The 22,441-nt window shown below is 39.4% G+C and carries 21 protein-coding genes, 1 pseudogene and 1 other annotated feature; of the genes and pseudogenes, 2 read left to right on the forward strand and 20 right to left on the reverse strand.

Features of this window, described 5'->3' with window-relative positions:
• Nucleotides 1–4 precede the first annotated feature (4 nt).
• Both RV00_RS07150 and pgmB read left to right on the forward strand, forming a co-directional pair.
• Nucleotides 5–2,830 carry an alpha-L-rhamnosidase gene (locus tag RV00_RS07150; protein ID WP_071861917.1) on the forward strand — a complete coding sequence of 942 codons (2,826 nt, stop codon included), beginning with the start codon at nucleotides 5–7 and terminating at the stop codon, nucleotides 2,828–2,830.
• On the forward strand, nucleotides 2,823–3,500 hold the full coding sequence (gene pgmB, locus RV00_RS07155) for a beta-phosphoglucomutase (RefSeq protein ID WP_071861918.1): 678 nt from the start codon (nucleotides 2,823–2,825) through the stop codon (nucleotides 3,498–3,500). Before RV00_RS07150 ends, pgmB begins: the two co-directional genes overlap by 8 nt.
• Nucleotides 3,501–3,635: 135 nt before the next feature.
• Here the strand turns inward: pgmB and RV00_RS07160 are convergent, their stop codons facing one another.
• The 20 genes and pseudogenes from RV00_RS07160 to RV00_RS07255 all read right to left on the reverse strand — a co-directional run bounded on the left by RV00_RS07160 (nucleotide 3,636) and on the right by RV00_RS07255 (nucleotide 22,369).
• Nucleotides 3,636–4,358 carry an alpha/beta hydrolase gene (locus RV00_RS07160; RefSeq protein ID WP_071862155.1) on the reverse strand — a complete coding sequence of 241 codons (723 nt, stop codon included), beginning with the start codon at nucleotides 4,356–4,358 and terminating at the stop codon, nucleotides 3,636–3,638.
• Nucleotides 4,359–4,640: 282 nt separating this feature from the next.
• The gene (locus RV00_RS07165; protein WP_071861919.1) at nucleotides 4,641–5,096 is read right to left on the reverse strand and encodes a hypothetical protein; all 456 of its coding nucleotides are present in this window, start codon (nucleotides 5,094–5,096) and stop codon (nucleotides 4,641–4,643) included.
• Nucleotides 5,097–5,112: 16 nt separating this feature from the next.
• Nucleotides 5,113–6,258, reverse strand: a complete 1,146-nt coding sequence (gene dgoD, locus RV00_RS07170; protein WP_071861920.1) for a galactonate dehydratase — start codon at nucleotides 6,256–6,258, stop codon at nucleotides 5,113–5,115.
• A 12-nt stretch (nucleotides 6,259–6,270) separates the two neighbouring features.
• Nucleotides 6,271–7,637: pseudogene (locus RV00_RS07175) on the reverse strand (PTS galactitol transporter subunit IIC).
• A 24-nt stretch (nucleotides 7,638–7,661) separates the two neighbouring features.
• Nucleotides 7,662–7,940 (reverse strand): PTS sugar transporter subunit IIB, encoded by a 279-nt coding sequence (locus tag RV00_RS07180; RefSeq protein WP_071861921.1) that lies wholly within the window; start codon nucleotides 7,938–7,940, stop codon nucleotides 7,662–7,664.
• Nucleotides 7,941–7,956: 16 nt separating this feature from the next.
• The gene (locus RV00_RS07185; RefSeq protein ID WP_071861922.1) at nucleotides 7,957–8,415 is read right to left on the reverse strand and encodes a PTS sugar transporter subunit IIA; all 459 of its coding nucleotides are present in this window, start codon (nucleotides 8,413–8,415) and stop codon (nucleotides 7,957–7,959) included.
• The gene (locus tag RV00_RS07190) at nucleotides 8,415–9,047 is read right to left on the reverse strand and encodes a bifunctional 4-hydroxy-2-oxoglutarate aldolase/2-dehydro-3-deoxy-phosphogluconate aldolase (protein ID WP_071861923.1); all 633 of its coding nucleotides are present in this window, start codon (nucleotides 9,045–9,047) and stop codon (nucleotides 8,415–8,417) included. The genes RV00_RS07185 and RV00_RS07190 overlap by 1 nt, the downstream gene beginning before the upstream one ends.
• A gap of 17 nt (nucleotides 9,048–9,064) precedes the next feature.
• Entirely contained in the window at nucleotides 9,065–11,107 is a 2,043-nt protein-coding gene (locus RV00_RS07195) for a BglG family transcription antiterminator (RefSeq protein WP_071861924.1), read from the reverse strand.
• 195 nt (nucleotides 11,108–11,302) lie between these two features.
• Nucleotides 11,303–12,199, reverse strand: a complete 897-nt coding sequence (locus tag RV00_RS07200) for a deoxyribonuclease IV (RefSeq protein ID WP_211272381.1) — start codon at nucleotides 12,197–12,199, stop codon at nucleotides 11,303–11,305.
• Between the two features lie 90 nt (nucleotides 12,200–12,289).
• On the reverse strand, nucleotides 12,290–12,892 hold the full coding sequence (locus RV00_RS07205; protein WP_338070743.1) for a TetR/AcrR family transcriptional regulator: 603 nt from the start codon (nucleotides 12,890–12,892) through the stop codon (nucleotides 12,290–12,292).
• A gap of 49 nt (nucleotides 12,893–12,941) precedes the next feature.
• Entirely contained in the window at nucleotides 12,942–13,304 is a 363-nt protein-coding gene (locus RV00_RS07210; RefSeq protein WP_071861927.1) for an iron-sulfur cluster biosynthesis family protein, read from the reverse strand.
• A 510-nt stretch (nucleotides 13,305–13,814) separates the two neighbouring features.
• Nucleotides 13,815–14,483: an Asp23/Gls24 family envelope stress response protein gene (locus tag RV00_RS07215; RefSeq protein ID WP_071861928.1), complete on the reverse strand. Its 669-nt coding sequence runs from the start codon at nucleotides 14,481–14,483 to the stop codon at nucleotides 13,815–13,817.
• Between the two features lie 286 nt (nucleotides 14,484–14,769).
• Nucleotides 14,770–16,077 carry a glycosyltransferase family 2 protein gene (locus RV00_RS07220; RefSeq protein WP_071861929.1) on the reverse strand — a complete coding sequence of 436 codons (1,308 nt, stop codon included), beginning with the start codon at nucleotides 16,075–16,077 and terminating at the stop codon, nucleotides 14,770–14,772.
• Nucleotides 16,074–16,583: a cell division protein gene (locus RV00_RS07225; RefSeq protein WP_071861930.1), complete on the reverse strand. Its 510-nt coding sequence runs from the start codon at nucleotides 16,581–16,583 to the stop codon at nucleotides 16,074–16,076. The genes RV00_RS07220 and RV00_RS07225 overlap by 4 nt, the downstream gene beginning before the upstream one ends.
• Nucleotides 16,584–16,931: 348 nt before the next feature.
• The gene (locus RV00_RS07230) at nucleotides 16,932–17,765 is read right to left on the reverse strand and encodes an energy-coupling factor transporter transmembrane component T family protein (RefSeq protein WP_071861931.1); all 834 of its coding nucleotides are present in this window, start codon (nucleotides 17,763–17,765) and stop codon (nucleotides 16,932–16,934) included.
• Nucleotides 17,752–19,440, reverse strand: coding sequence for an ABC transporter ATP-binding protein (locus tag RV00_RS07235; protein ID WP_071861932.1), 1,689 nt, complete (start codon nucleotides 19,438–19,440; stop codon nucleotides 17,752–17,754). Before RV00_RS07235 ends, RV00_RS07230 begins: the two co-directional genes overlap by 14 nt.
• A gap of 18 nt (nucleotides 19,441–19,458) precedes the next feature.
• A complete protein-coding gene (locus RV00_RS07240; RefSeq protein ID WP_071861933.1) occupies nucleotides 19,459–20,010 on the reverse strand; it encodes an ECF-type riboflavin transporter substrate-binding protein in 552 nt (183 codons plus the stop codon).
• A gap of 21 nt (nucleotides 20,011–20,031) precedes the next feature.
• Nucleotides 20,032–20,880 (reverse strand): SAM hydrolase/SAM-dependent halogenase family protein, encoded by an 849-nt coding sequence (locus tag RV00_RS07245; RefSeq protein WP_071861934.1) that lies wholly within the window; start codon nucleotides 20,878–20,880, stop codon nucleotides 20,032–20,034.
• 153 nt (nucleotides 20,881–21,033) lie between these two features.
• Nucleotides 21,034–21,274: a binding site (T-box leader), on the reverse strand.
• Between the two features lie 169 nt (nucleotides 21,275–21,443).
• A complete protein-coding gene (locus tag RV00_RS07250) occupies nucleotides 21,444–21,641 on the reverse strand; it encodes a hypothetical protein (protein WP_071861935.1) in 198 nt (65 codons plus the stop codon).
• A gap of 215 nt (nucleotides 21,642–21,856) precedes the next feature.
• Nucleotides 21,857–22,369, reverse strand: a complete 513-nt coding sequence (locus tag RV00_RS07255; protein ID WP_071861936.1) for a YehS family protein — start codon at nucleotides 22,367–22,369, stop codon at nucleotides 21,857–21,859.
• Nucleotides 22,370–22,441 lie beyond the last annotated feature (72 nt).

Raw genomic sequence — 22,441 nt, forward strand, 5'->3', positions numbered from 1 at the left:
AAAAATGATTATTTCTACTATTCTAATCAACCATATGAGCGAACCTCTAGGCTTTCAACTAGATAATTTACGTATTGAGTTTACCGTTGAGGCTGACCACTTTATCGAATTAACGAAACAATTAACCATTCAAGAGTCTGAATCTCAAAAAATCGTTTATCAAAGCGAGAGATGTCCATTCGACAATAATTTTTTTGACGTGTCACTAGCGCTTATTCCTCGTACCCAGTACCAAGTAACCGTCACGCTTTATGATGAAGCTGATCACCCAATTTCTAAAGAAACTCACTTTGAGACTGGAAAAATGAATGAAGTCTTTCAAGCGGATTGGATCGCGAACACCGACAAGACGCTTCAAAATACGCTGTTTAAAAAGAGTGTTTCTATTCAGTCACCAGTGAAGCGCGGCCGGCTTTACATTACCGGCTTAGGCATTTACGAAACGTATATCAACGGAGAAAAAGTTGGCGATGAATACCTAACTCCTGGCATTACCGCTTACGATCAGTGGCTCCAAATACAAACTTATGATGTGACTGATGCCTTCAATCAAAACCAAGAACAAGAATTACTGATTTCAACTGGTGATGGCTGGTATAAAGGAACGATCGGCTTTGATGGCGGGAAGGATCAAATTTATGGAGATCAGCATCGGGTTATCGCGGAATACCATCTTGACTATCCTGACGGAACCCATGAAATTATTGCTACTGATGATTCATGGCTGACTACCAACGGAAAAATAACGAAATCAGCGATCTATTATGGAGAAGATCTTGATGACACCATTACTCCGAAAGAATGGCAGCCAGTCGTATTGCTAGATCAAGACAAAGAATGCCTACAAGACCGACTAAGTCTGCCAGTCAAAATTATGGAACGCTTGCCGGTACAAGAAATTCTTCATACTCCCGCAAATGAATACGTTCTAGACTTTGGACAAAATCAAACCGGCTGGCTAGAATTTTATAATCGCGAACCAAAAGGAACCAAATTAGTCTTTCAAATGGGTGAGATTTTACAGGAAGAGAATTTTTATCGTGAAAATCTGCGGGAAGCGCGAGCTGCTTTTGTCTATATTTCAGATGGCGAGGAAAAATGGGTACGGCCCCACTTCACTTTCTATGGCTACCGTTATGTGAAAGTCGAAGGCAATACACGGCCTTTAAAAGCCAAAGACTTTCAAGCTGCAGTGCTTTATTCAGAAATGGCGACAACTGGTACAATCGAAACGACTAATCCAAAAGTCAACCGTCTCTTTGAAAATGTTCTATGGGGGCAAAAAAGTAATTTCCTAGATATCCCCACCGATTGTCCACAGCGAGATGAGCGATTGGGATGGACCGGCGATGCTGCCGTCTTCTCAAATACCGCGGCTTTGAATATGAACGTCTTCCCTTTCTTTAAAAAATATGCAAAAGATGTTGCTGTGGAACAAGCATTACATGATGGGAAAGTACCGATGTACGCACCCGCATTGGGTAATTTTGACGGAGGTGCAGCTGTTTGGGGCGATGCCGCAACCATCATTCCATGGAATATGTATCAGACCTATGGCGACCCGGCGATCTTGAAACAAAATTATCCAGCTATGAAGGCTTGGGTAGATTGGATTCGCAAAAAAAGTAAGAGCGAAGACTTGTGGACAGGAACCTTCCAGTTCGGCGATTGGTTAGCTCTGGATGGTGAGAATCCCGCCTTACCTACCGGAAAAACGGAGGAGGATTTTATCGCGTCTGTTTATTACTATTATTCCAGCACCATCGTCGCAAAAACCGCGGAAATTCTAAACTTTAGCGAAGAGGCGATCCATTATGAGAAACAGGCCCAACAAATCAAAAAAGCGATCTCCGCAGAATACATCACAAAAAATGGACGATTGGCGATCGATACTCAAACAGCTTATGCCTTAGCGCTTCATTTTGAACTCGTACCTGAAAACCAGCGCTTGCGTGTGGTCAAAGATTTAATTGCTCGTCTGAAAAAAGATGACGATCACTTAAAAACGGGATTCGTCGGTACGCCTTTTATCTGTCAAGTCTTGTCCCGCTACGGATACCACAAACTAGCAACTAAAATCTTCCTGTTAGAAGATTATCCAAGCTGGTTGTATGCCGTTGATCTAGGCGCTACAACGATTTGGGAGCGTTGGAATTCCGTTGAACCAGACGGCTCCCTGAATCCCGAAGGCATGAACTCTTTAAATCATTACAGCTTCGGTGCTATTATGGAATGGGCTTATAATTATTTACTTGGTATTAAACTCACCTCACCAGGATATCAAGCAATAACTTTCGCACCCGAATTTGATTATCGATTAAAAAATGTTAGTGGCCGGTTCCAGACTCCTTATGGAAATTTCGCTGTGAGCTACCAAATCGAAACCGATGTTCAGCACACCATTCAGCTCAAGGTGACTGTGCCATTTGGCGTGACCCTGAAAGCTGTTCTGCCTAGATCAGAAAATGTTTCTATTAACGTCAATGGGAAGACCACAGCCAGCGACAACCTGAGCCTTACTTGCGGAACATACGAGATCAATTATATTCCCACGCTGGACTATGTCGAATATTATTCCAGCGAAACGCCCGCGGCCGAGATCATGAGCGATCCTTTATTGATCGAAAAAATTGATGCTGTTGATCCAGTCCTAGATTTCTTCAGAAATGACCCAGAGGTTGTAAAAGGTGGTTTAGGTACGATGTCGTTAGCAAAATTAAATACCCTGCTGCCCTTCATTCAGATTTCAGCGGAACACTTAGAAGAAATCCATCAGATTTTAACGACTACTCCTATCCTAAGTGAACGGGAGGCCGCTGCTCTTGTTTAAAGGTGCATTATTTGATCTAGATGGCGTGATCGCCGATACCTCTACTTTGCATTTTGACGCTTGGCAGAGTCTCGCACATAACCATTTTTCGGCTGATTTGCCAATGCAATTAGAAGAACGAACAAAAGGCGTTAGCCGTAGAGATTCGTTGAAAGTTATCTTGAACCACTTAAATCTTTCGATCTCTAGCAATGAGTTCCAACATTTATTAAATGAGAAAAACGAGCTATACAAAGCCTCTTTAAAAGATTTGACGCCTAAAAATATTTTACCGGGAGTAGCTGAATTTATAAGTGAGCTAAAAGGACGAAAAGTCAAACTGGCATTAGCCTCTGCCAGTTTGAACGGCCCTGTTATATTGGAAAAACTAGCGCTAAGCGAGGCTTTCGACACTATCATCGATCCTAGTACGATTCCATTAGGAAAACCCGCACCGGATATTTTTATTGCTGCGGCGAAATCATTAAGCCTTTTTCCTACTGATTGTATCGGAATTGAAGACTCTGTCGCCGGAGTCAATGCAATCAACGCCAGCGGTGCTTTAGCTATATCCGTCGGTACAAACAAAGCGCTAAAATCTACTAGCCATAATTTTGGAACCACCGCTGAACTAAACCTAGCAGATATCCACCTTGCTTATCAGATTTTCAAAAAAGAACTCTTTGGCTAATAAATTACATCTAGTGCTGAGCAACAAAAAATGATGCCTCCTCTTTTCCAATTGGAACGGGGACAGCATCATTTTTTCTTCTAGCAATTTTAATTACAAACGATCATTACCTATCTCTGAACTTAATCGCGAGGCTCAGCGCTTTATTTCACGCTTCAACCACTTCACCAAACGTTCCGCCACTTGCTCATTTTGATTATTGATCGTCGATTTTCCATCGCCTTTTTGAGCATTGTAAGAACCAAAACCAGCATGGTTTCCTCCACGAATTTCTTGATATTCAGTATCTGTTGGCAAATACTGCTTCGCCTTTTGATAGGCTTCGTGGTTCAACACTTGATCGTTTCCAGCAGTCATTGACAGGACCGGTACTTTTGTATCTTTCAAACTGCCCTTCTCATCAGGATAACTAGCTAAAAAGAAAACCCCAGCTAATTTTTTCGGATGATCCTCGGCAAAACGACTAGCCATAACACCGCCTAAAGAATGCCCGCCAATCACATACGACCGATCGGGATGATCCGCCAAAATTTGACTGCCGCGGTTCGGTGCCAAGAGCGCCAAATCCAAAGGCATTTTCACGATATAGACCGGATAACCAGCTTCAGAAATTTTCTCCGCCCAAAGGCTGTAACTGCCGGAATCAACTAAAGCGCCGGGATAAAAAATAATCATTGGTTTATTTTTGTCATTCGACGGAAAATAAAGCCAATCACTGGTGCTTTCTGCTTTTTTTATAACTTGTTGGGCGTTATCAGTTGGCGCGTGGGTCTGGGTTTTCAGATAGATTATTCCACCAGAAATGACCAATACCACCGCAATCATTATCGCTAGCAAAAGCCTTTTCCACTTTTTCAGTGCCATCGTTCCTTTCTATTATTTTTATCATATCATTTTTGATAGTTTAAATAGAAATGATTGAGAAAAACAGAAATAGCGCAATGTTGTTCGTTTATCTATTTATACACATAGGTGACTAAAAAAAGAATTATTTTCGTCTTCTTAACTGGTTATATCTCGTTCTTCTCTCTCCCTAATAACTCCAACATACATCAAAACAACAGAACAATTTTAAAATTATAAAAACAGAATTCCAAAGCCCCATGTTGAGACTTTGGAATTCTGTTATAGCATTTTTACTCATTCTTCATCACCAATAATCACACGATCTTGCAGATTATTTTCTTTAAAATAATCTAATAACTCTTCTTTGGAAATGTCAAAAATCATTGATAGGCAGCTGTTTTTATTCTTATAGAATGAAATAAATTGATTGTGATTCGGTAATTCTTCAATTTGGATTTTTTTGAAGTCATGAAAATCGCCTTCTAAGACGCCTAACTTGACTAAATTATGCTCAGTCAATCCTTCTTTCATAAAACCAAAAATGATGATGAGGACAGAAAAGGCAATCAGTTTTATTTGATCAGGAAAATTATTTGACCAAAAAACTAGAAGAAGTATACTGGATAAAAGAACAGATAAAAATTTTTTAACCCAACTACTTTTGGCCACAATTTTGATTTTCCTTTGTTCTCTATATTGTATGAGGATTAATAAAAATAGGAAGCCACTGATCATGATTGATTCTGCCATTTCTCTCACCTTTCTTTTACCATTCAGCGATTGTACCGTCGTAATTCCGCCATTGAGGGTTTGTCCAAACCAATCCTTCTTGAGCGATTTCTTCGATTTTTGCTTCATCCATTTCTAAACCTAAGCCTGGTTTACTTGGTAAATCAACAAAGCCATCTTTATATTGGAAAATATCTTTGTTCTTAACGAAATCCAATAAGTCAAACCCCTTATTGTAATGAATCCCCAAACTTTGTTCTTGAATGAAAACATTAGGTGTACACGAATCTACTTGTAAAGTGGCCGCCAAAGCAATAGGACCATAAGGAGCATGAGGAGCAACTGCGATGTCATAGCCCTCTGCCATAGCTGCGATTTTTTTGGTTTCTAAGATTCCTCCACACAAAGCTACATCTGGTTGGATCACGTCAATGGCCCCTTGATTAAAGATATTCTTGAATTGCCAACGTGTATAAAGTCGTTCACCAGTTGCCAAAGGTACTGCGACTGAGTCAGCAACTTCCTTGAAATGTTCTTCATTTTCCGGAAGAACTACTTCCTCTAAAAACATTGGATGATAGGGTTCGAGAGCTTTCGCCAAAACTTTTGCCATCGGTTTATGAACTCGTCCATGAAAATCAACACCAATCGCTAACTTGCTGCCAAAACGTTCATGTATAGAAGCTACTCGTTCAACAACTTCCTCCACTTTTTCATAGGAGTCAATATAATGTAATTCTGATGTCGCATTCATTTTTATGGCAGTAAACCCTCGATCAAAACGGTCTTGCGCTGGTTCCAGTACTTCACTTGGCCGATCACCGCCGATCCAAGAGTAGACTTTAATTTTTTCCCGAGCAGCTCCCCCTAATAATTCATAGACAGGCACTCCAAAGGCTTTTCCTTTTATATCCCATAAAGCCATTTCAATTCCTGAGACAATTGTTCCATTAATTGGACCACCACGGAAAAATGAGCGATGCATCTCTTGAAACAGTCGTTCAATTTCAAATGGATTCCTTCCAATTAGACGATTACCAATTTCATATGCTCCAGCTACAACGGTTTCTGTTTTTGTTCCGGAGATCATTTCACCCCAGCCATCAATGCCATCATCCGTACTGATTTTGATAAATATCCATCGTGGTTTTACTTTATATACTTTAATCTTTGATATTTTCACAATTATGCTCTCCTAGTTTGGTTGAATTTCTTCAACATTTTTTGCATTGACTTTTTTGATTCCTTCAAAGTAGTACCAAGTTCCAGCAAATACGGCTAATAACAGCGGAATACCGATGATTGGATTATACGTAAATGCGAGAAAGACTAGATAGCTTTGGATCATTGCTGTAGCAGCGAATGATGAAATCAGCATGGCATTTGCTCCTAATTTAATTCCTACCGATTTTGCAATGGCGGTTAAGACTGGTGCAGTTGCCGTTCCGCACCATAATAATGATGCTGTAACAACTAACCCAATGACGATATTTTTAAGCAGATTTCCTCTTGTCAAAGCTACGACCATAGCAACCTGGAAAGGAACAACCGCCAAATCAGCAATGGTAATACACGGTTTCCTGGCAATACTAACGCCATCGCAATAGTTAATGGAATAATGATTAATGCGGTTGTAATAACATCTGGGTTTCCTACTACCACTGCTGCATCCAAACCAATAAATAATTTACGGCCTTTAAATTTCTTCTGCGACCATTTTTGGGCAGCGTCAGATATCGGCATTAATCCTTCCATGAATAAAGAAGTCATTTTAGGTATTAAGACTAGTACCGCAGACATGCTCACACCTAATTGGAAGACTTGCGTAATATCGAAGCCGGCAAGGAGACCAATGACTAACCCAATCACTAATCCCATAATCATCGAATCACCAAAAAATCCTAGATATTTTTGTGCATCTTTAATTGTAAACGTTGATTTGCGGAAAATTGGAATACGATCCAATAACCAATTTAACGGCCAGGCAATAACTAAAGATGACAAAGCAGAAACTGTAGGCAATGACACACCAGGAATCCCGAAGAAGCCCTCTACCATTGGTTGTGACCAATCAGACATCTTAAATGTGATAACTGCCATGAGGATTGATGCACCCACACCCAATAAAACATTCTTAGTTACGAAATAAACCATGACGCCCACAATTGCCATATGATGATAATTCCAAATATCTACGTCTAATGTATTGGTGCGCTTTAAAATGAGTAGAATAATATTTACAATCAAAATCGCAAACACTAACAATGCAATAATTGGTGAGGCCCAAGTTACAGCTGCTATAGACCCCCAGCCAACATCCAATGCATCAAGCTGGACACCGGTTCTTTCAACCATTGCTTTGGCTGCCGGACCAACATTGGTTGTCATAAAATCAAGAATCAGTTTGATACCTGCAAAACCAATTCCTAAGGTCAGGCCAGACTTAAATGCGCGTGTGATTTTTAATCCAAAAATTAAACCAATAATCGTGATTATTACTGGGAGCATCACTGTCGGTCCTGCGGCCATTAGAAAGTTAAATACACTCATAATTACTTTCATCTTTGTCTCTCCTTAGTAGATAAATTATTTAACATAGTTCAAAATGTCTTCCATTGTTTGTTCCATTCCCATACCAATTAATATCGGCATGCCTTTTACAACTGGAACATCACCTGTTTGTCCCTCAAATTCGCCAGTCGTAATTAATAAATCATAGTCTTGTACCTTCCCTGGTACTTCCATAAGCTTTGTCTGAGTTGTCTCTACTTGAATACCTTTATCCATTAAATACTCTCTCACTTTTGTTGCAACTACTGTTGATGTTGCGATTCCGTTCCCACATGCGACTAAAATTCTTTTCATTATAAATTCCTCCAATTTAAGCTACTGCTTGTTTCAAAAGCTGCAGCAATTCTTGATTTGATTTTGTATTAATCATTGCTTTTCTTAATGGTTCATCTTGAATAATTGTGACAATTTTTTGTAACATCTCAACTTGTCCGTGTGGTTCACCGATAGCCATCATAATAACGATTTGAATCGGCAATTCCGCTTGCTTCTTTTCCATATTGTGAAACTCCACAGGCTGTTTCAAAGTGGCAATAGCCAAAGTTGTCTTATTCACCATTTCAAAATTTGCATGGGGGATTGCTATGCCTGGTTCTGAAGAAGGCAATCCGGTCGGATACTCTTGTTCTCGATCTTGAATGGCTTGAATGTATTCATGTTTTACGTACCCTTTTTCGAATAATTTTTCTGCCAAAAAGGTTAATACTTCTTCTTTCGTTTTCGCGAATACTTCTCTAAACACTAATTCTTCATGTAAAAATAATTCCATCAAACCATCACCCCTTGTACACTAGAAATTAATTTATTTAATGCTGCTGCCAAATTTTCAATGTTCAGTTTTTCCAAGTCCTCTGGGTTAAACATTCCCGAACCAAGTCCTAAATAGCTGGCACCATTTGATAGAAATTTCTGAGCATTTTCGACTGAGATACCTCCGACACCCATCAAAGGTAGCTTTCCAAGTGGTGCTTGAACGTCTTTGAAAAATCTTGGCGATACTACCGAAGCTGGAAAAACTTTAACAATATCCGCTCCTTGCTCAAACATATCGCTAATTTCTGATGGTGTCATGGCTGCTGGTACAGCAAGTACATTGTGCTGCTTTGCGTAATTTAACATTTCTGTCGTGAAAATATGCGGCCCTAATAAAAACTGGGCTCCAGCCGCGGTGGCAGCCTTCACGTCGTCAATTGTTCGAACTGTTCCAGCTCCAATATAGATAGAATCGCCATAAGTCATCGTCAATTCTTTAATTTGTTCCAAGGCGTTCGGGGTATTTAGCGTCATTTCAACCGCAAACTCGTTTTCTAATCCTTTCATAGCTTTCAAAATTGCATCTGCTTGCTGAAAAGTATAGCCTCGCATAATAATGGTAAAGCGTGGATAATCTTTTAACCTCATGTTCAATCGCTCTTTTCTCAAGTAAATTGTCGAATTAATTGATATATCGACGTGGTTTCTTGTTTCGTAAATAACTCTGCTAAAAATGCTGGATTCGTGCTAAGATCAGCAATTTGATTAACCGCTTTCAAATGCTTAGTTAAATCCAGGAAAGATAATGGAAGGATAATCTGAATATCTTCCCTATTTGGAAATGCGATCTTTTCTTTGCTGATTAATAAACTAACGCCTTCTCTTAAAACACCATGTTCAATTGTAGTATGCGGAATACATGTCTTCTCACCAAAATATCCTGCATAATTGGGTTGTTCAATTTGTTGAAGACAGTCGGTTAAAAAGTCTTGATTGATGATTTGGTTCTCTAGTAATGGCTTGCAGGCTAAAGCCACTGCTTCTTCCCAAGTAATTGCTTGATCAACAATCGTAATGTAGTTGGGCTTTAAATAATAAGTTAAAGATGGCAAAACTTTCGTATTCTCTAGAGGCGAATCCTGCTTTTCCTGTAACAAAAAATATTGTAGTTCTTCCTTTAATTCCTTGGAACTGGAGACAGTAGCGTACTTCTGTATGATGCTCAACAAACGATCAACGGATTGATCGACTTCATTGATTCCAAGCTCATTCAAGACACGATAACGAAGACTGATTTGTTCTTTATATGTCATAATCGGCTCAATAATAAACTGTGGTAAATTTGTTTCCAAAGGAATAGTCGTAAATACAAGATCATAATCCACTTCAAATTGATAGAAATCTCTAACCGAAAACGAGGCCAAAAAATGGATCTCTGTGAATAATTTTTCCAAACTTTCTCTAATCACTTTTGAAACCATAACCCCATTAGTGCAGACCACTACTGCTTTAGGTTTTTGTTGTTTGACTACAGGTTGATTACTCAACTGAAAACCAAAATAGTAGGAAAGCAGATCTAATTCATCATTGGGGAACGCCCGCCTTAACCAATTTTCTGTTGGAACAATTAATTCTTTCATCAGGTCATTTAAAATTGCGTGATTGCTGTCTTGAATCAGACTGTCTAAAGAGTACATCCCTAGACTCAAGTTATACTTAATACGGAAGCAAGCCGGACGTAAATGGTTTAGAATCCGCCGTTCAAAATTTTCTCGATCCTCAATCATAATAAACGTCTGATGTTCGAAATTAGACACCATCTCCCGAATCAATTCTTTCAACCGGAAATCAGAATCAAATTCTTGGGTCGTTTTCTTTTCAAAAATGTTAGAAATCAAAAATAGTAAGGTCAGCCAGTCTAAATAACTATCAGCTATTTCCCAATTCGTCTCTTTAATCAAAACACTAAGAAATCGGTGCTCCGGTGTGTACTGTACTTCACCTTCAAAAAAATCTTGCGTTCCTAGTTTCGTTCTCACTACAGCTCGAGCTAAAAGTAAGGGTATAGCGGTTCGTAAATATTCCAAAGATTCATCTGAATAACTTAAGTGCAACATTTGTTCCATATTATGAATAAGGTGGATTACTTCTTCCTTGGATATCTGTGGACTTAGTTTTCCGGTTACCTCGATCCGCTTAAAAATTGGATAACGTTTCACCAAATCAGACAGAAGCTGCATGATTCGATGTTCGGAACCTTCAAGTTGATAGCCTTGTAAGCGATCGTACTTGAAGGTTAAATAGTACCTTTGAATAAACGGATCAACCTTTTTCAAATCATCAGTTACCGTAGATTTTCCAACATCCAGAAATTCACTAAGGTGTTCAGCACTCACATATTCAATGTGGGTGATTAAAAACATGACAATTAATGCTAATCGTTCCTCATCTGTAGGAATCGTTGTTACCTGTTCTATTAGTTCTCTTTGTGTCGAAAGTAGTTGTAACACCTCCAAAGGGACGATAAAGTCTCCAGCGTGATTCCGCTCAATGTTCGGAATTTTCTGAGTGATCAATTCAGAATTAAACTGATTGATAGCGTAATTAATTTGCCGTCTAGTCAGTCCAAGCTCCTTTGTCACTTCGGCCATTTTTATTTCTGGTCTCTTTGTAAGTATGGTCAGAATATTTCGGATCCGTTCATTCATTTTCTTTCCCTCCTGACATATTCATTATAACGGCTGTTGTTAACAATCTGGTTTGTCTTTTAAACCTAATTTTGTCACAGTCTATTAAAACGATTGTCATAGTCAAAAATTTTTATGTTCTCTATAATCATAAAAGGAATAAAACTTGAGCTTTTAATAAAGCTCAAGTTTTATTCCTTTTAACTCTGCAAATTCTTACCTCTCTCTGTATAGCTTCGGAGACTTTAAGTATTCTTCAAAGGAAAGCTCGCCACGAAGCAGAGCGATTTCCTCTTTGTAAGGCGGATTCTTATATTTTACTTTCCCGTTCGAGGGGGTTTCTAAAAACTTGGGAACTTCCGCAAATTCCGGCAAGTCAACAATTCGTTTTAACGTGGGAAGACCAATCTTCCCCAGGCCAATATTTTGATGCCGGTCCTTATGTGAGGCCAAGCCATACAAAGAATCATTGAGATGGAAAGTACTAATTCGTTCTAAACCAATAAGTTGATCAAATTCTTTCAACACTCTATCCAAATCATTAACAATGTCATAGCCGCCGTCATAAATATGACAAGTATCGACACATACTGATAACCGCTCGTTATAGGTGACTCCGCTAATTATCTCGGCCAGCTCTGCAAAATTTTTCCCTATTTCAGTCCCTTTACCTGCCATCGTCTCTAATGCAATCGAAGGTCCTGTTGAATGATCAAGCACCTCGTTCAATCCTTCGATCAATTGTGCGATCCCTTTTTCAGAGCCCGCTCCCCGATGAGCACCTGGATGTAAGACCAATGTTTTTGCGCCAATTGCTTCAGTTCGCTGCAATTCCTCTTTTAAAAAGTCGATACTAAATGAAAAAACGTGCGGATCAATGGAATTAGCTAAATTGATCAAGAATGGTCCATGAATAGTCACATTCTGAATCCCTTTTAGTTTCATGTAGTCCCAAGCTTCTGGGATGTGATAATCCTCGATCGGCTTGCGGTGAGAATTTTGCGGGGCTCCAGTATAACAAAGTAGCGCATTTGCCTGATAGACAGCGGCTTCCTTTGCTGCCTGTAGCAGCATTTCTTTTCCTCCAAGCGAGACGTGTGAGCCTAATAGCATCATTTACTCCAGCTTCCTTTAGTATTTATTCTAATCTTTTATGACCATGATCGTCCTTTATCCCAAATAATTCAAAAAACACCGGTAAAATTATTTGGGCTTTTGTTTTAATTTCAATTCCTTTTTCAAAAAAACAATCGATTGACTCGCTTCATTAATATTTTGCGAGAGCTTCAAAAGCAAAGCGATTCCTTGCAGACTGCCAATGATATGACTCGCTTCCTGCGCAGCTTCTTCCTCAGTGAGTTGATTCCCATCAAGAGCTAGCACTTGCTTCTTCACAAGCTCTTGCCACTCCTTCATAAAGCTATTCAACGGCTCACGAAACTGTTCGTCTGCTAAAGCCAATTCCGCTATCAGATTTCCTACCGGACAACCATAATGAATCACTGCTTTCTGATGGAAAGCAAAAAACCAATCAATCATTTGTTCAATCGATTGTTCCGCTGGCAAGTCTGTCGACAAAATCTGTTCAAATAAATCTATCCGCCATTCTTCAAGCAGGGACTGGATAACTGCTAATCCAATCGCCTTTTTTGAATCAAAATAATAATATAGCTGTCCCTTGCCAGTATTTGTAAACTCCAAAATGTCTGAGATTGATGTATTCATGTAGCCGTGCTGATAGATTAACTCACGCGCACCTAAAATGATTTTTTCTTTTGCTTTGATGCCAAACCCTCCTAACTGAATTCCTCAAAAAAAGGCTACTATCGGCTAAGAGCCTCTCTCTCTGCTAATATTACGCTTCATAGATTTCTACAGAATTGGCAATCGTACCAGAATTATCGCCTTTCAATTGCAGACGCATATATTTAGGATCAAAAACCAAACGAGTATTATCATCTAAATAAAGCTTTGAACTTTCTTTCAAATAGACTTCACCCATAGACGTATTGACCGTTGATTGATAGTTTGAGAAATCCAATTTCGATTCATCCGCATCCTGCAGTAAGACCAAGCGAAAACCAACATCCAGACCACAACTCGAGGCATTGATCTTAAATGGACTGTCGCCATCTTCAAAATCTAACACTACTTTTTGATAACTAGGTACTTTCTTTTCAATATAATCCTTCGCTTCTTCTGAAATAACTAATTCCATCATCTATTCCTTCTTCTTTTTAAATTTAAAATAAAACCTACCGTTTGGTACAAAAAGAGTATATAAAAATTTGACTGTTTACGCAAAGATTTGAACTGCTATCTCCATCTTTTCTCTAAACCGGACCAGTTCTATAATCCATCAAGACGTGAGATTCAAAAACTGCAGCATTAGAAGAAATCCCACCGGTTTGTTTTTGCAGATTCGTCTCAATCAATCCGATCGGAATATTTGTATACTCAGTAATTGAAAACTGTGTATGTCCGCATCGGGTGAGAACTCATCTTCTCATAGCCGCCATAATTCACTTCAACACTTTCGCTGTTTACATGGTGACCAGACATTGGTGTATCGTGTTACCCATCAGTGTTAGTCTTCGTAAAGGTTAACTCTATAAAAAACCTTGATAAGGATTTCCAACTCCGCTATTAGTTAAAAAAAGACAATAGTCGAAACCATCGTCCATTTTTAACTATTTAGATTAAGCAATAAAAAGTTCTAAAAAACTTTTTATTGTACTTCTGGTTTTGAATCATCTTTCATTTTATCTGCTTGGTTATTTATCGCAGCTTTTGCTTTGTCGGTCTGCTCAGAAGCAAATTCCCCTGTTGTTTTAGCGGCGTCCGTTACTTTGTCCTGAACCGTCTCGCTATCTTTCTCAAATTGTTCTTTAGTTGTGATGTCGGTGACTTTAACATTTACCTCAATCACATCTAGGTGAGTCATAGTTGCGACTTCTTTGCTGGCAATCTGTTTGATTTGACTAAAGATTTTTTCAATATCTTTGCCGTATTCCACAACGACTTTCATGTCGACGGCTACTTGTTTCTTTCCAACTTCTGTTTCGATACCAGCTGTTTCGTTGTCTGTATTCACTAGTTTTTCAGCAGTATTTGAGAAGAAGCCGCCATCGATCGTCAATAAGCCATCAACATCTTCCAAAGCGATCCCAATGATTTTTTGAATTACTTTGTCATCATAAGTCACTTCGCCATCCGTATTTTCTTCATTTGAATGCGGATTGGTCTTCATTTCTTGTTTACCATCGTGTACGGATTTACTAGCATCATGCTGGTGATCAGCTTGCATTTTTTCCTCCGCATTTGGCATAACCGGATCGGGATGTGCAGATACTGGTGCGTTTTTAGTCATTTTGTTTTTGTCATTGTTATTTTCCATGATAGAGCCTCCTATTTTTTTACAGAATCACTTCATTGGTCCAAAAAGCTGTTAAGTTCGTCTTAAATAAATTTGACTTTTAAGCGACTTGTTTCTTAGAAAAAGTAGCTTTTTCAAACCTACTATATATTAAGGATAGGACGCATCTTTTTTTAAAGCAAAAAATATGCTTAAAATACAGAAAATAAATGATAAAAAAAGAGAAAATTCCCTTTTGGCGAACGGAAAGACATGTTCTATTTACGGATTATCTTCTCCATAAGCATTTTTTTACAGGCTCCTTCTTCTAATCTCGTTTTTGTCGCTCCGGACTTTTCCATGTTCCACTGCCGAATCCTAAGATCGTCTTCACCGCAGGAATAAAGGTTGTGACAATCGTCAAAGCATTCAGCATCCAATAAAACAGCATGTATAATGGTGCGAACAAGATGTATTTGAGTTTTCTGGCTCGGTCGTCAGCGATTAATGAGGCCACTAGCTGAAATGTACCGGAAATCATTTCAAAACAAACAAACAAGAATGATAGAGTGATCATGTGGTAGATCCGTTCATAATTTCCCTCAACTAGAAATCGAATAAGCGCTCCGGCGAACAAAATGGAAGAAATCCAGAAAAAGAAGGACCAAATGATACTGAAGGTCTGATCGATAAACATGACAGTCCGCCCAATATTTTGAAACGGATGTAAAAAAACCTTTTTGAAATTGGTCAGCCAGACTTCTGTTCCACCTTTTGCCCAGCGTTTTCTTTGACGGTACAACATTTTCAAATTTTCCGGGACTTCCATAAAGAACATGATTCGGGGCGCGAATAGCGAGGCCCACCCATCCAACTGGTGGTCCCAAGCAATACTAATATCTTCTGTTGCTCGGTCTTGACGAAACATTCCCACATCGATCAAAGCGTCTTTTCGATACATCGTATTGGCGCCGCTGTAGGCATAAATTCCACCAAGTACGCCCATTTGGGTCCGTTTGATGATGCCTACGATACTGGAAAACTCCACCGTCTGAGACTTTGCGATCAGCTTGGTTCGATTTTGTACGTCCATATTGGCAGTGACCGCCGAAATATTTCGTGCATCCTTTCGAATAAAGAAATTCACGTAATAGTTCAAAGCATCAGGTTCGGGAACGGTGTCCGCATCGTTACTGAGGATCAATTCCCCCTTCGCGAAGGCTACGCCGATATCAAAGGCATGGGCTTTGCCCTTATTTTTTTCAATACGGACGACTCGCAAGTTTTCATATTGGTCGGATAAACGGCGCAAAATTGCTGGTGTCTCATCCGTGGAACCATCGTCGGTCACTAATACTTCATAATTTGAGTAATTCAGCTGATTCATTAAGTAGTCGATCGTCTTTTCAATCACGATTTCTTCATTGTGTGCGGGAACCATAATCGTGATAAAAGGTTCGATCTCTTCGGGGATTTCGATCCAGTTTTTCTGGCGATACTTAAAAATCAGCGCATAACATAACTCTCCGATAAACCAGCCAAAGCCCCCTAAGATCGGATAGGCGATCAAGATTAGGAACATAATTGTAAAGATTGTATCGAATATGGGATTGCCGCTGTTGATAAAATGAATCATAACGGCACCTCATTATCTTTATACATTTTACGGAAAAATTCTTTGTCTAAGTTCTGTTCTTCGGAAACGGAGTAAAATTTGACGTTGTGTCGAATTTCTTCTGGGCAAAATCGTTCATCATAAGCTTCGTTAATGAGCTTTTTCCGCTTTTCCATTCTCTTTTCATTAAACAAGGGTTCCTTTTGCAAAAAATGGCTGAAGCGATAATTGTTCCAAATGGTCATACAGATATAGAAAATCAGGATAAAAACGAAACTAATCGTTAAAAAGATTAGTAAAAATCGAAATGTTTGGAATCCATCTACATAAGTACGGAAGGAATATTCTTTAGCAAATTTAGGAAAGACAAAGGGGATCGAAAGCCATACGAAGGGGAGAATTACACCCACCCAGCCAATGATAGCCACTAAAGTCTGTCGAATTTTGAGAAGATAATGCTTCTCTGAAAAATAGTCATCCGAGACTAATAACTTGGAGACATCCTTACGTTGAATCATTTTTTTCATTTCACTCACGCTCCTACCTTCACATTTCAGAATACTAAAAAATTACCTAAAAAGGTACGAATAGACCTTCTGTGAAACAGTTTCTTTACTTTATCATAACGATAATTTCATTTTATGTACACAATTATGAACAAGCCATGACCATTATTCCTGATTTCCTTGGTTTCATTCAATTCACACTTTGGTAGTATTTTTAGCTTGAATACGATCAGTAGAGTCATAGTTTACGAAACCGAGTTTTTGTCATTGCCTATTTATTCTCCTAAAGCCGCTTTTCTCAATCCAAAAAACCGCCAAACAACCAACTAGTTCAGCAGCCATAATTTATTTTATTCTTCGTTGTAGCCTTTAACGAAAGGGATTATAAAAGCGTCCACCGTTGATCCGCAATAAATAAATTCCAATCAAACATAAGACAATCACCAACAACAGAGCAAGATAATCATTTCTTTTCAGCGGCTTAGCCAACAGCCACGTCCGACCCTTTTTCTTGCCGAAGCGTCGCAATTCCATCGCCGAAGAAATAGTCTCGATTCGTTCCAAACTTGAAAAAATCAAGGGAATCGCAATCGTCAGATTTCCTCGTATCCGTTTGGATAGAGCCGCTTTTTTTGACAGTTCGTTTCCACGTGCTTGTTGTGCTTTAGAAATCGTTCGAAAATCTTCTTGGATATCAGGAATGTAACGCAACGCCAACGAAAAAGCATAGGCTATCTTGTATGACCCGCCCACTCGATGAATGCTTGACGCCAATTCACTGGGATTGGTGGTCAAAATAAAAATCAAACCTGGTGGAATGGTCACAAAATACTTGATTAAGAGATTCAGTTCATAAAACAATTGTTCTTGCGTTAACGTATAACGACCGATCCCCTCAAAAATTACATGGCGAGACCCATAGATCGTCACGCCGTATTCCGGTGCAAAAAGATAAACCGTCAGCAAATTCAATACAGAGAAGAACGCAATAAATTTTAAGACAAAAGAAATCTCACGATAGGAAATTTTGGCGATTCGAAAAAGAATCGCGGAAAAAACCGCCAGAGCAATCAGAAAACGTGTGTCATATGAAATCATTCCGACGATTGAAATCATTAAGAAGCTAAGCATTTTAGTGAAGCCGCTAAGCTGATGAATCGGTGTTTTTTTAGGCAGATAGCCAATTACATTATTTGCTTCCATGAGAATCCTCCTCATGCTGGATAAAGGCGGACACATAGCCGGTAGCATCCGCGATCTGATTCTTTTTCGCTAACCGATATAAACTTGTTTCTCTTAAACTAGCGGAAGTCACCAGTTCCGACGATGAAAGCACACTTGTTGGTGCTTCGTCGGCAATGATTTGACCGTCTTTTAAAACGATGGTTCGCTGAGTATGCTCTAACATCAGATGCATATCATGAGTAATCATTAAAATCGTGATGCCCTGCTGATTTAATTGCCGTAAGAAGGTCATCATCTCATTATAATGATAATAATCTTGTCCAGCGGTTGGTTCATCTAGTATTAATAATTGTGGTTCTAAAACTAAAATTGCCGCAATCGCTACTCGCCGTTTTTGACCGTGGCTCAATGCCGAGATTGGCCAATTGCGGAATTCATACAGTCCACAAACTTTCAAAGTTTCTATAACTTTTTCCTCAATCACTTCAGGAACTGCCCCACGATTGACTAAGCCTAAAGCTACTTCTTCGTAGATCATATTTTTAGAGAGCATTTGATTGCTGTTTTGCAATACATACCCTATTTTATCAGCTCGCTCTTTGATACTTTCGTCCGTTAGTACTTGACCTTGCCACAACAATTGACCCTCTTGTAGAGGATAAAAGCCCGTAATCAAATTAGACAAAGTAGATTTACCTGCTCCGTTATGTCCAACTAAACTGACCATTTCACCTTGATATAGCGTTAGGTCGACACCTTTAATGACCGGTTCAGTGCCAAAACCAAAAGTAATATTCCGTAAGACCAGTAACGGAACTTGCTGCGAAGGTGTTTGGCGAAATTGACTGTGCGTGTGAGCCAATGCTGCGGCGATTTCTGGAGAAACCAACTGGTCCACATCGGTTAAATCGGCGAAATCAGTTAAGGAAATGCCTGCTCGTTTCAACGCCGTGATATAGAGCGGTTCGCGAATGCCATGCTTGGCTAATAGATCACTCCGCAATAATTCGGTTGGTGTTAAGTCCGCAATAATCTGACCCTCATCAAGTAAAATGATGCGGTCGATGGGCGCCGCCAAAACCTCTTCTAAACGATGCTCAATAATAACCGTGGTAAATTGCTGGGTTTGATAAAGCTGATGGATCATTTGGATCGCTTCGTAACCAGTTTGCGGATCGAGATTAGCCAGCGGTTCATCAAAAAGTAGAATCGGTGTCTCATCAATCAAGACGCCCGCCATCGTTACCCTTTGCTTTTGTCCACCAGATAAATCTTGCGGCCGCTTTCTTAAATGTGTCATCAAATCCGTTTTTTGGGCCCAATAGTCCACCGCCTTTTGCATCGCCGGCTGCTCAATCATTTCATTTTCCAATGAAAAGGCGATATCCTCTGCTACCGTCAAGCCAACAAATTGACTGTCGGTATCTTGCAGTACCGTTCCAACATCTAACGAAAGATCATAAATGGATGACTCACTGAAGTTCTTACCATTGATTGTCAGTGAACCGCTAAAGGTGCCTTTTTCATTTTGTGGGATGATTCCATTTAGACATTTTCCTAGAGTTGACTTGCCAGAACCGCTGCTACCCATCAGCAAAATCTTTTCTCCTTGTTTGATCGTCAAATTGATCTGCTTTAAGGTCGGTTCGGCCTGACTATCATATTGAAATGTAAAATCACGAAACTCGATCATTTTTCCACTGTCCTCACACTATCTTTCTTTATTCAGACTGCCTTTTTTCGTTTTAGTTTGGGCGTAAGCCTTGAGTAAAATGACACCGATGATTCCTGTAACAATCGCATTTGTCACACCGGCTACGACTCCTTGCGTAAAGACTTTGCTTGGTGCCTCGGCATAGATCAAAATATCACCAACTGGAGCAATCACGACCCACGTAACTAAGTTCGCGATCGTTTCTCCTACAATAAAAGTAATCATTTCTTTTTTACCAAAAATTCCTTCATTGATTGGAATTCGTTTCGTCAATAAACCGAAGAAGACACCTAGAAAACCAGAAGCAACGATCCACGACCACCAAGCCCCATAAGTCGTCAAATCTCCTAACGCGTGTCCGATAAAGCCCGCTAACCCCGCCACAATAGGTCCATAAACAACACCAAGTAATGCTAAGAAAGGATAAGCCGTCGCGATATCCGTATTAGGAATGCCCGTCGGTATCGTCACAAAGCGCTTCAAGATGAAAAAAACAGCCGCCCCGATTCCAATTGCTACAATATGTTTTACTGTAAATTTACTATTCATTTGTTTTCCTCCTTAGAATTATTAATTATTTTCAACTTTTGTCAATTCAATCGTCCACTCATTACCGGTCCCAATTTTATATACCCCTGAAAAAGAATCAAGATTGATACCCAGTCCGACATTCAGCACAGAGTTAATATAAAGCACTGCTTCTTTCGGTACTACTTGGGCAAAGGAACGACCAAACACCACTTCGTCTTGATAGCGCAATACATCTTTGAAATATATTTTTACTAATAAGTTCTGCCCATAGTCCACTTGCCACGTTTTGAAAAACTCCAATGGAATGTTCGTCCAAAGCGAACCAAAACGAATATCGGTAATATCGATGGTACCGGTAATCTTTTGCTCATCTTGTTGTGGAGCAGTCAATGGGAAAGTTACAAGATCCGTTAGAGAAATAATCTCACCTAACTCGGTAAAAGCGACCTTTCCACTGGCCAAACGTGCTCCATTATATACATAAACATCCCGGCCATGAAAGGTGTGACTCTCAGAAGATCCCGGTAATCGTTGACTTTCTTCATCAATCTGACGCAGCTCTTTGATGCCTACATACTGAGCTAGGTAAGTTAATGTCCCGTTATCCGGTGTGATCACATATTGACCGCCTTTAAGCTCCGCTGCCACACTACGGCGAGTCGAGCCCACGCCAGGATCTACTACTGACACAAAAACCGTACCTGCTGGCCAATAACTAACCGTCTGCAACAGCCGATAACTCGCATCATGGATATTATAAGGCTCAATTTCATGAGTTAGATTATTGATCGTCAAGTTGGGCTCGACTTGATAAGCCACCCCATACATGGCATTGACCGCCCCATCTTGTAAGCCAAAATCCGTTTGCAGTACTAAAAAATTTGCCATAACTCTTCCACCCTTCATTATTTTTCCTTCATGGAATCGAATATTGAATCGGATTAACATCCCCTCATTTAATAAACGAGCCATAATCTTTATGAATGAATCTTCTTTGAAAAAGAGACAAAGAGAACAAAAAAATACCCTCAGCAAAAAATTGCTAAGGGCATTTAACATGCGTTACCACCTTTAATCGTACAGCCTTCACAGACTCTACCTTTATCAGTACCCAAACATCGGAGACTGTGCCTTGTTAACGGGGGCATCCGTATTTCCTTAAAGATTCGGGAAATCCACTCAAAAGCCATTTTCAAATGATCTACTTGCATCCTCTCTCACCACAACGAGGACTCTCTTAGGCTAAGTATGATTATTTTACTTTCTTTTTCAATGTGTTTCATTCATTTGCAAAATCATAGCAGAGAAGCCCAAGCTTGTCAAACACAGATTATCTTCATCAAATTAAACATGCTTAGACTGTAATTCTTCACGATATCTTTTTTTATTTACAGCGATTAAATAACTTTTCCAACAAACAAACCAGTCCATAACTTCGCTAAAAATATGAACTAAAACTGTACTCCTCGACTTGCCCATTCAAATCTATCAGTGACCATCCGTTTTCTCTGCTTATCAAAAACACTTGGAAATAAATAGCTTCTTAACCATTCCACTTCACTACGTTTGTTAGGATTGACCATCCAATCACTGGTTCTAGTTAGCTTCTTTAAGCGTTTTTGTAATTCGATTCTTTCATTAAGTGTCATCATAATCCTCCTAGAACAATCCTTGTTTTCTTTTAAAATAACCTTTCGATTGAAGCGCTTGTGGCTCGTTAAAGTTATTATATCCAAAGAGGAATTTTCTTTATATTCGATTTTTTTTGAATATGCAAAATAAAAAAAACTTTACTACACTCATTTTAAAAATGACTGTGGTAAAGGTGTCCATTATGTTAATAATAGGTTACTTAGCTCTGCAACTAGTCCTCACGATAGCACAACGCCAGGCCTTTTAAAAAATTGCGAGCGTATTTGTCGCCACAAGGTTTAAAGTTACGATGACCTTCTTTTCTAAGAATGGCGCCCAGCTCACCTTTTGAAGGATAGACCCCGGCTTCTGCCATAATATCCAGCATATCATCACTAGTTAATTGCAAGGCGATCTTGACCTTTTTCAATAAAATATTGTTGATATGGCGGATTTGATTGCTTTTTAATTGGGGCGCTTCGGCGGATTTATTTTTTTGTGGGCCGCGTTTCAAAATGATAAAACCGTTCAAAAAGCTATCGAAGACTTGATTATTGATTGGTTTTACGTACGTATTTTTTTCGAATTCGTCTTGTTCTTCGGCTTGGTTCGCGATTTTCTTCAACATGTCTTTCTCTTCTTCTTTGGTAACGGTCAAGCCGCCTAATTCGAAAGCTTTAACGATATCGGTATCTTTGATATCTAAGGCGTAACGCAAACGTAGTAATAGATCGTTATTATTCATGAGTTCCTCCACTTTTCTGATTGTTCTACTATAACACAAAAAAGACTAGCACCTCATTCTTTCGAACGTCGG

This window comes from Enterococcus devriesei, assembly GCF_001885905.1.
GTDB lineage: Bacteria > Bacillota > Bacilli > Lactobacillales > Enterococcaceae > Enterococcus_A > Enterococcus_A devriesei.

Bases quoted from the DNA above. Each gene is read 5' to 3' on its own strand.
- RV00_RS07150 (WP_071861917.1), top strand. From the start codon at position 5: ATGATTATTTCTACTATTCTAATCAACCATATGAGCGAACCTCTAGGC.
- RV00_RS07165 (WP_071861919.1), bottom strand. From the start codon at position 5,096: ATGGCAGAATCAATCATGATCAGTGGCTTCCTATTTTTATTAATCCTC.
- RV00_RS07180 (WP_071861921.1), bottom strand. From the start codon at position 7,940: ATGAAAAGAATTTTAGTCGCATGTGGGAACGGAATCGCAACATCAACA.
- RV00_RS07185 (WP_071861922.1), bottom strand. From the start codon at position 8,415: ATGGAATTATTTTTACATGAAGAATTAGTGTTTAGAGAAGTATTCGCG.
- RV00_RS07190 (WP_071861923.1), bottom strand. From the start codon at position 9,047: ATGAGGTTAAAAGATTATCCACGCTTTACCATTATTATGCGAGGCTAT.
- RV00_RS07195 (WP_071861924.1), bottom strand. From the start codon at position 11,107: ATGAATGAACGGATCCGAAATATTCTGACCATACTTACAAAGAGACCA.
- RV00_RS07200 (WP_211272381.1), bottom strand. From the start codon at position 12,199: ATGCTATTAGGCTCACACGTCTCGCTTGGAGGAAAAGAAATGCTGCTA.
- RV00_RS07210 (WP_071861927.1), bottom strand. From the start codon at position 13,304: ATGGAATTAGTTATTTCAGAAGAAGCGAAGGATTATATTGAAAAGAAA.
- RV00_RS07215 (WP_071861928.1), bottom strand. From the start codon at position 14,483: ATGGAAAATAACAATGACAAAAACAAAATGACTAAAAACGCACCAGTA.
- RV00_RS07220 (WP_071861929.1), bottom strand. From the start codon at position 16,077: ATGATTCATTTTATCAACAGCGGCAATCCCATATTCGATACAATCTTT.
- RV00_RS07225 (WP_071861930.1), bottom strand. From the start codon at position 16,583: ATGAAAAAAATGATTCAACGTAAGGATGTCTCCAAGTTATTAGTCTCG.
- RV00_RS07230 (WP_071861931.1), bottom strand. From the start codon at position 17,765: ATGGAAGCAAATAATGTAATTGGCTATCTGCCTAAAAAAACACCGATT.
- RV00_RS07235 (WP_071861932.1), bottom strand. From the start codon at position 19,440: ATGATCGAGTTTCGTGATTTTACATTTCAATATGATAGTCAGGCCGAA.
- RV00_RS07240 (WP_071861933.1), bottom strand. From the start codon at position 20,010: ATGAATAGTAAATTTACAGTAAAACATATTGTAGCAATTGGAATCGGG.
- RV00_RS07245 (WP_071861934.1), bottom strand. From the start codon at position 20,880: ATGGCAAATTTTTTAGTACTGCAAACGGATTTTGGCTTACAAGATGGG.
- RV00_RS07250 (WP_071861935.1), bottom strand. From the start codon at position 21,641: ATGACACTTAATGAAAGAATCGAATTACAAAAACGCTTAAAGAAGCTA.
- RV00_RS07255 (WP_071861936.1), bottom strand. From the start codon at position 22,369: ATGAATAATAACGATCTATTACTACGTTTGCGTTACGCCTTAGATATC.